Origin of the sequence: Bradyrhizobium sp. (assembly GCF_049798375.1) — a bacterium.
GTDB lineage: Bacteria > Pseudomonadota > Alphaproteobacteria > Rhizobiales > Xanthobacteraceae > Bradyrhizobium.
The window spans coordinates 1-6,913 of the sequence record NZ_JBARGP010000053.1; the positions used below are offsets into that span (position 1 = coordinate 1).

A 6,913-nucleotide genomic window follows, 5' to 3' on the forward strand; every position below is an offset into this window, starting at 1 on the left:
TAGGCCACCGCGATCCCGGTGACGTTGGCGATGCTGGCGATCGACAGGTCGATCTCGGCGCACAGGATCACGAAGGTGAGCCCGACGGCAATGATGCCGGTGACCGACACTTGCGTGAGGATATTGCCGACATTGTCGATGGTCGCGAACGATGGGCTCGCGATCGCGAAGAACAGGCTGAGGAAGATCAGCGTGAGGAACGGCGCGATGTTGCGCATCTGCGAGCGCAGCATCGCCGCGATCCCGCCGCTCCGACGCGCGGGGGCCTCGGATATCGGCACGCCTTCACTGGTCATCGCCGTCTCTCCTCATGCCGCCTCGAGCAGACGGTCTTTGCTGATGGTCTCGCCGACAAATTCGCGCACCACCTCGCCGCGCTTCAGCACGATGATACGGTCGGCGAGCGACAGCACCGTCTCGGGCTCGGTCGAGAGCACGATGACGGCGATGCCTTGGTCGCGCAGCTTGCGGACGATTGCGATGACGTCGCTCTTGGCGCCGACATCCATGCCGCGGGTGGGCTCGCAGAGCACCAGGAGCCGCGGCGGATGGGTCAGCCATTTCGCCAGCGCCACCTTCTGCTGATTGCCGCCGGACAATAGCCCAAGATCGATCTCGACATCGGCGGGACGGATCTGCAGCTGCTCGACCTGGTGTTTGGCGATCGAGCGCTCGCGCGCCGGCTTGAGCAGCAGCGCACCGATGCGGTCGAGGATACTGACGGAGACGTTCTTGTAGACCGGCTCCTGGTGGAACAGCATGTCCCGTCGGCTCTCCGGCACAAAGGCGATGCCGGCCCGGCGGGCGTCGGCGGTATTGTGAAAGCTCTTCGGCTGGCCGGCGACGACGAGGCGGCCCGCATCGGGAGCCAGCTTGCCGAACAGGATGCGGGCGAGCTCGAGCTGGCCGCAGCCCATGAAGCCATAGACGCCGAGCACCTCGCCGGCACTGACCGAAAACGAGACGCGCTTGAGGCTGCGCGCCAGCGACAGTTCCTCTGCTGCGACCACGACGGGCTGGCCGGCCGGCGGCGCCGACAGCGTGATGTCGTGGGTATAGGTCTCCTCCAGCGCGTCGCGACCTTTGCCGATCATGGCTTCGATCAGCGCCGCCTTGCTGGTCGCGGCGGCCGAGGTCTCCATTACCTTGCGGCCGTTGCGGAACACCGTGACCTGATCCGAGATCAGGAGGATGTCCTCGATGAAATGCGAGATGAAGACGATGCCGGTGCCCTGGTCGCGCAGCCGCCGCAAGGCCATAAACAGACGCTCGACCTCGGGCGGCGACAGCGCCGAGGTCGGCTCGTCCAGGATGATGATGCGGGCGCCGGAGAATAGCACCCGCGCGATCTCGATCAGCTGCTGCAGCCCGATCGGCAGATCGCCGAGCCGGGCCATCGGGTCGGCCTCGATGCCGAGCTTCCTGAGCTGCTCGGCCGCCTCGCGCGCCATCCGTCGCCACTGCACCAGGCCGAAGCGGTTGGTGGGTTGAGTGCCGAGAAAGACGTTCTCGGCCACCGTGAGATCAGGCGCGACCGAGAGCTCCTGATGCACCATGGCGATGCCAGCAGCGCGGGCATCGCGGGTCGAGCGAAAGCGGTGCTCGCGGCCGTCGAGCAGGAAACGGCCGGAGAACTCATGATGCACGCCGGCGATGATCTTCATCAGTGTGCTCTTGCCGGCGCCGTTCTCGCCGACGAGACCATGGATCTCGCCGGGGAGAAGCGTGAAGTCGACGCCACGCAGCGCCGTCACGCCGCCGAACGCCTTGGTAATATCCTGCAGCTCGAGAAGAGGCGTGCGGCTTTGCATGGCACGAACTCAGATCAGGAAGTGATCCTCCATCCACTGCATACCGGCCGCGTTGTTCTTGGTCACGACGGGGCCATCGGTAACCACGCTCTTCGGAATGCCCTGGCCGCTCTTCTCGCCGGCGGTGACCGCGGCGACGCCGGCGACGATCGCACCGCCATGGATGCGGCAGGAGGGATTGCGCACGGTCGCGAACATGCGGCCCTCGCTAACCGCCTGGATTGCGGGGGGCATCGCATCCACGCCGCCGATCAGGATCTTGGTGCGGTTATGCGCCTTCATGATGTTGTAGGCGGCGAGCGCCATGTCGTCATTATGGAAGAACGCCGCGTCGATCTCCGGATATTTGGTGAGATAAGTCTCCCACAGCCGTGCCGTCTTGGAGACGTCCCAGTCTCCCGGCTGGGTGTCGAGCACCTCGATGCCCGGATATTGCTTGACCACCGAGTTGAAGCCTTTGGCGCGGCCCTGTGCGCCGGTATGGCCGAGCGCGCCTTGGGTCATGATGATCTTGCCCTTGCCGTTCAGCGCGGTGACCAGCGCCTGCGTCACCGAGGCGCCCATGAACTCGTTGTCCGGGGCAAGGAAGGAATGCACGTTGATCTGGTCGAGCGGCGCGATCAGCGTGTCCATGTCGATTACCGGGGTGCCGGCGTCGATCATCTTCTGCACCGGCTGGGTCAGCGTGCCGATGCCGAAAGCCTGGATCGCGACGAAATCCCATTTCTGCGAGGCCATGTTGTCGATCGCCGCGCGCTGCTTGACCGCGTCGAGCTGGCCGTCGAACCAGGTGACCTCGACATTGAACAGCTTGCCCCAGGATTCCGCGGCCTGCTTGCCCTGCGCGCACCAGGTCGCCTGCAGGCCGGCATTGGAGAATGCCGCCTTCAGCGGCTTTTCGGAGCGGTTCAGCTCGGCTGCGAGCGCCGGGTTGATGCCGAAACTGCCGAGCAGGGCCGCCGCCGTGCCCGCGGCAGTGGCCGCCTGAAGAAGATCGCGTCGCGTCGTGGATTTTTCCGTCCCGGACATTACTCGCTCCCTGTTCACATTGTTTGTTTGGCGGTGTCGTTGATCGCGCCGCCAGGACACATAGTGTTTCACAACGCGTTGCATCCCGCTACAGCCGGATGTTGTGCGCTGCATTCATCAGGAGGTCATGAGCCGCCGAGATGCTGGCGGAAAAAATCCAGCAGCGCGGCATTGAAGGTCTTGTGGAATGCCGCGCGATCGAAGCCCGGCGCATCGGTGCAGATCTCCGGCGCGGACGTCGTCAGGGTGGACGGGCAGGGCGTGAAGAATGCGAAATGGCCGCTATTGGCCACGACGTGATAGTCATGCGGAGCCGGCAGCCCTTTGTCGACGCCGGCAACGGCTTCGGGAAGCACGCCATCGCCGCCGCGCTCGGATGCCCAGAGCTGGATCGGGACTTTCACGTCGGCAAAGCTCCTGGCCTTTGCGGTGAAGAAGATCGCCAGGGGGTCGGCGATCGCGGCCGCGATGATCCTGCTGTCGTGGACGACAGGCTCGCGCGGAATGTCTCCGTTTGCGATCTGGCGGCAGAGCGGGCTGGCGGGCTGCTGGTTGCAGCGCAGAGCGTTCCAGTCCGGATTGGCGCCGACCAGCACGAGTCCGGTGTAGCCGCCGCGGGAAAAGCCGAAGAAGCCGACGTGGCCGGAATCGATGTTGGCTGCGAGAGGCGAGCCGTCCAGCATGAAATCGATCAAGCGCTTGATCTGGGCCGGCCGCGTAACGAAGATCGAGAGATCGTTGGAATGGCCGAGGACTCGCGCCGTGTCGCCGGCATGATTGATCGCCGCCACGATGAAGCCGGCGTCGGCCAGCGTCTCGGCGGTGTCGTGATGGCCGAGCAGCGTGCCGCCGCGGCCATGCGAGACGACGATGAGCGGGTGCTTGCCGGACGGTGGCGCGCAATCTTTCACCATCGGTAGAGTGAAGGGGCCGACCACGACATCCGTCGGCGCTTGCGCGCAAGGGTACCAGACCGCACCGCGCAGCGCGGGACTGCCGGCGTCAGCAGGGATTTCGAAGCTCTGCCATCCGGCGGCCTTCGTCAGTGTCGGCGCGAGACTGATAACGACCGCGAGAACCATGATAATGCGAGCCCGCATCAGGCAGCCTCCGGTGCAGCGGGACGTTCAACGGTGCGCATTTTGTGCCGCGCGTTTCACGTCTTGATAAAGACGCACGTGGAATGATCCATCGCATTGACGGACGGCCGAGCGAAGATGAGATCGACGACGTTGTGGACAAGAACGTTGTGGACAAGAACGGCGCGTCGACGTGAGCGCGGGCGCATTCACACGGCGTTCACAGGCCATCGGCCATATGCGACGCGGCGCACTCCATTCCCCGTCCTGCTCAAAAAAATGAGCAGGGCGCGGGCCCTGCTCGGAAAATTGTGTCGACCCTTTGTAGTCCCGCTAGTTCAGATTTGATCTTCTTTGGCGGGTTGACGCTGCTTTTGCGCGCCAGGGTTCCTCCCGAGACTTGGACCACCAGACTTCGGCGAGCGCGTCAGCCTGAGCCCGAATTGGTAGACGATCTTTTTACGCTTGTCATCCTTTTCAGCAACGATTGTTCAAAATTCGCGCAGTTTGCGAAATGATCGCGAAGCGGCCGGGAGCCGGAATATTTCAGCTGTCACATTACTTAATTGAAGGTAATATGGTAGGATAAGTCCGCCGCGATCCTTGAGGGAATAAATTTAAGGCAGACGGCCGGTCCTCGCGTGGCCGCGCTGCATCGGTCTCGCGTCAAAAGTGGGTCGAGCTGCGGCACGATCTCGACTCGCCCACCTCGCGAGCGTACGACAGTGACGTTGAATTGGTGGACTTTGATGCGGCAGCGGCTGCGCGGACTTTTTCCGATCCTGCTGATCGCGCTGATGGTGCAGATGTTCGCACCGATCGGCGCGGCGTGGACGGCTGCCATTGCCGCGTCTGATCCGCTGCGCGGGCTCGAGATCTGCCATAGCGAGTCGGGCAGCGCTCCCGCTGATGACGATCACGGCGGACGGCACGTTCACGAGGTTTGCGTGCTCTGCTGTGCCGCGCAGGCCGGCACCGCGCTGGACGCCCCGCAGCCCGCCATCTTCGCCGTTCCCATTTTGGAAGCCCGTCGTGTCATCTGGCATGCCGGCGCATTTGTGCTCACGGCGTCGCGCATCGGCTCCAATGCGAAAGCCCGCGCTCCGCCGATGTCAGTGTGAAGCGTAGCGGCCCAACGGCCGTAATCACCGTTTCATGTCGGGTGCATCGGCGGAGATCATCATGTCTATCAGTCCGCGGCGTGTGGGCCTTTACGGGCTCATGGTTGCGCTCGTGCCGCTCACACCGAGCCTCGCACACGAAATCGTCGGCAACCGCTTCTTTCCCGCGACGCTCGGCATTGACGATCCCGGCGTCAATGACGAGCTGACCCTGCCGACCGTCGACAGCTTCAAGACCGGTGACAATCCACCGGTCCGGCAGCACGACGTGTCCGGCGAGGTCTCGAAGCGGATCACCGAGGATTTCGCGATCGCGCTCGGAGCAACCTATAGTTTCCTCAATCAGACCGATCCGACTGTCCCAGGCGCCAACGGCTTCCAGAACCTGGAGACCACGTTCAAGTACAGGGTGTTCAAGGACCCCGCACATGAGTTCGTGATGTCGGTCGGGCTCAGCGTCGAGTGGGGCGGCACCGGCGCGACCAATGTCGGCGCCGATCCGTTCAACACCTACACACCGACGCTCTATTTCGGCAAAGGTTTTGGCGATCTGCCCGACACGATCTCCTGGTTGCGTCCGGTGGCGGTGACCGGGCAGGTCGGCTACGCCATCCCCGGGCGCGGCTCGACCACCACCTTCGGCATCGATCCGGACAGCGGGGCGCCCACGGCCGACACCGAATTTCATCCCAAGGTCCTGAACTGGGGCGGCACGCTTCAATACAGCATGCCCTATCTGAAGGCCTCCGTGATCGATCTCGGCCTGCCCGAGTTCATCAATCGGATGGTTCCTTTGATCGAGGCCAATCTGCAGACGCCGGTTGCGAATACACTGACATCCGGAACCCAGACGACCGGGACCATCAACCCCGGCGTGATCTGGGTTGGCACCAAGTACCAGTTCGGCGTGGAGGCGCTGATTCCGATCAACCGGCAGAGCGGCAGCAATGTCGGCGTGATCGCGCAGCTTCACCTCTATCTGGATGACATCGACCCGCGCGGCATCGGCAGGCCGCTGTTCGGCAATGCAGCCGCGCCAGCGCGTCCGTTTGGAGGGAATTGATCATGCGTCGCAGTCTGTCTATCGCCGTCGCGCTCGCGCTGCTGCTCGTCGCGAGCCAAGCTCATGCCCATGCCGAACTCGATCATGCCGAGCCTCGGGTCGGCAACAAGGTGGCCACGCCGCCGCGCGAGGTGACCCTTTGGTTCACGCAGAAGATCGAGCCCGCCTTCAGCAGGATGACGGTGACGAACGCCGCCGGCGAACGCGTCGACAGCGGCAAGGCGCGCATCAGCGGCAGCCAGATGTCGGTATCGTTGCGCGGCGGTGCGGCCGGCACCTACCGCGTCAACTGGCACGTGCTCTCGGTCGATACTCATACGACCGACGGCAATTTCACCTTCCAGGTCGGTGAGTGAGAGCACGCGCCGCGATGGATTGGTTCGGTGCAGAGCTCGATGGCCCGTTGGTTGCCGTGCGCACGGTGCATTTTGCCGCGAGCGCGGTGACAGCGGGCGTGGTGATCTTCGGCGCTGCGGTGCTTATGCCGGCGTCGCGCACCGCGCCGCAGGTCCTGGCGGTCGCGCCGCGGCTGCGCCTCGTTGTCTGGCTCGCGCTTCTCGTTAGCGTTGCGAGCGGACTTGCCTGGTTCATCCTGCAGGCCGCAGCGATGAGCGGGCTGTCTGTCGGCGAGGCGATGTCGCCGGGGACGCTATGGACCGTGCTGGACGAGACGCAATTCGGGCAGGTGATGCTGGCGCGATCGCTCTGTGTGCTGGTGCTGGCGGCCTGTCTCTGCCTCGGCGGCGGCGCTGGGCTGCGGCGGCTCCGGCTGGCCGCGGCGCTCGGCCTGGTCGGAGCCATTGCCTGGAC

General features: G+C 64.3%; 6 protein-coding genes and 2 pseudogenes. 4 read left to right on the top strand and 4 right to left on the bottom strand.

Annotated elements, in window-relative coordinates; all coding sequences use genetic code 11:
• The 4 genes and pseudogenes from WA702_RS01955 to WA702_RS01970 all read right to left on the bottom strand — a co-directional run.
• Nucleotides 1-296, bottom strand: a pseudogene (locus WA702_RS01955) (ABC transporter permease); the annotation flags it as partial.
• 12 nt (nucleotides 297-308) lie between these two features.
• Nucleotides 309-1,811, bottom strand: coding sequence for a sugar ABC transporter ATP-binding protein (locus WA702_RS01960; protein ID WP_425108839.1), 1,503 nt, complete (start codon nucleotides 1,809-1,811; stop codon nucleotides 309-311).
• Nucleotides 1,812-1,820: 9 nt separating this feature from the next.
• On the bottom strand, nucleotides 1,821-2,840 hold the full coding sequence (locus tag WA702_RS01965) for a sugar ABC transporter substrate-binding protein (protein ID WP_425108840.1): 1,020 nt from the start codon (nucleotides 2,838-2,840) through the stop codon (nucleotides 1,821-1,823).
• 125 nt (nucleotides 2,841-2,965) lie between these two features.
• Nucleotides 2,966-3,940 (bottom strand): alpha/beta hydrolase family protein, encoded by a 975-nt coding sequence (locus WA702_RS01970; RefSeq protein WP_425108841.1) that lies wholly within the window; start codon nucleotides 3,938-3,940, stop codon nucleotides 2,966-2,968.
• 728 nt (nucleotides 3,941-4,668) lie between these two features.
• Between WA702_RS01970 and WA702_RS01975 the strand changes: the two genes are divergently transcribed.
• The 4 genes and pseudogenes from WA702_RS01975 to WA702_RS01990 form a co-directional block, all read left to right on the top strand.
• Entirely contained in the window at nucleotides 4,669-5,040 is a 372-nt protein-coding gene (locus tag WA702_RS01975) for a DUF2946 family protein (protein ID WP_425108844.1), read from the top strand.
• A gap of 61 nt (nucleotides 5,041-5,101) precedes the next feature.
• A complete protein-coding gene (locus tag WA702_RS01980; RefSeq protein WP_425108842.1) occupies nucleotides 5,102-6,103 on the top strand; it encodes a hypothetical protein in 1,002 nt (333 codons plus the stop codon).
• A 2-nt stretch (nucleotides 6,104-6,105) separates the two neighbouring features.
• A complete protein-coding gene (locus tag WA702_RS01985) occupies nucleotides 6,106-6,459 on the top strand; it encodes a copper resistance CopC family protein (RefSeq protein ID WP_425108843.1) in 354 nt (117 codons plus the stop codon).
• Nucleotides 6,456-6,913: pseudogene (locus tag WA702_RS01990) on the top strand (copper resistance protein CopD); the annotation flags it as partial. The gene WA702_RS01985 and the pseudogene WA702_RS01990, both read left to right, overlap by 4 nt.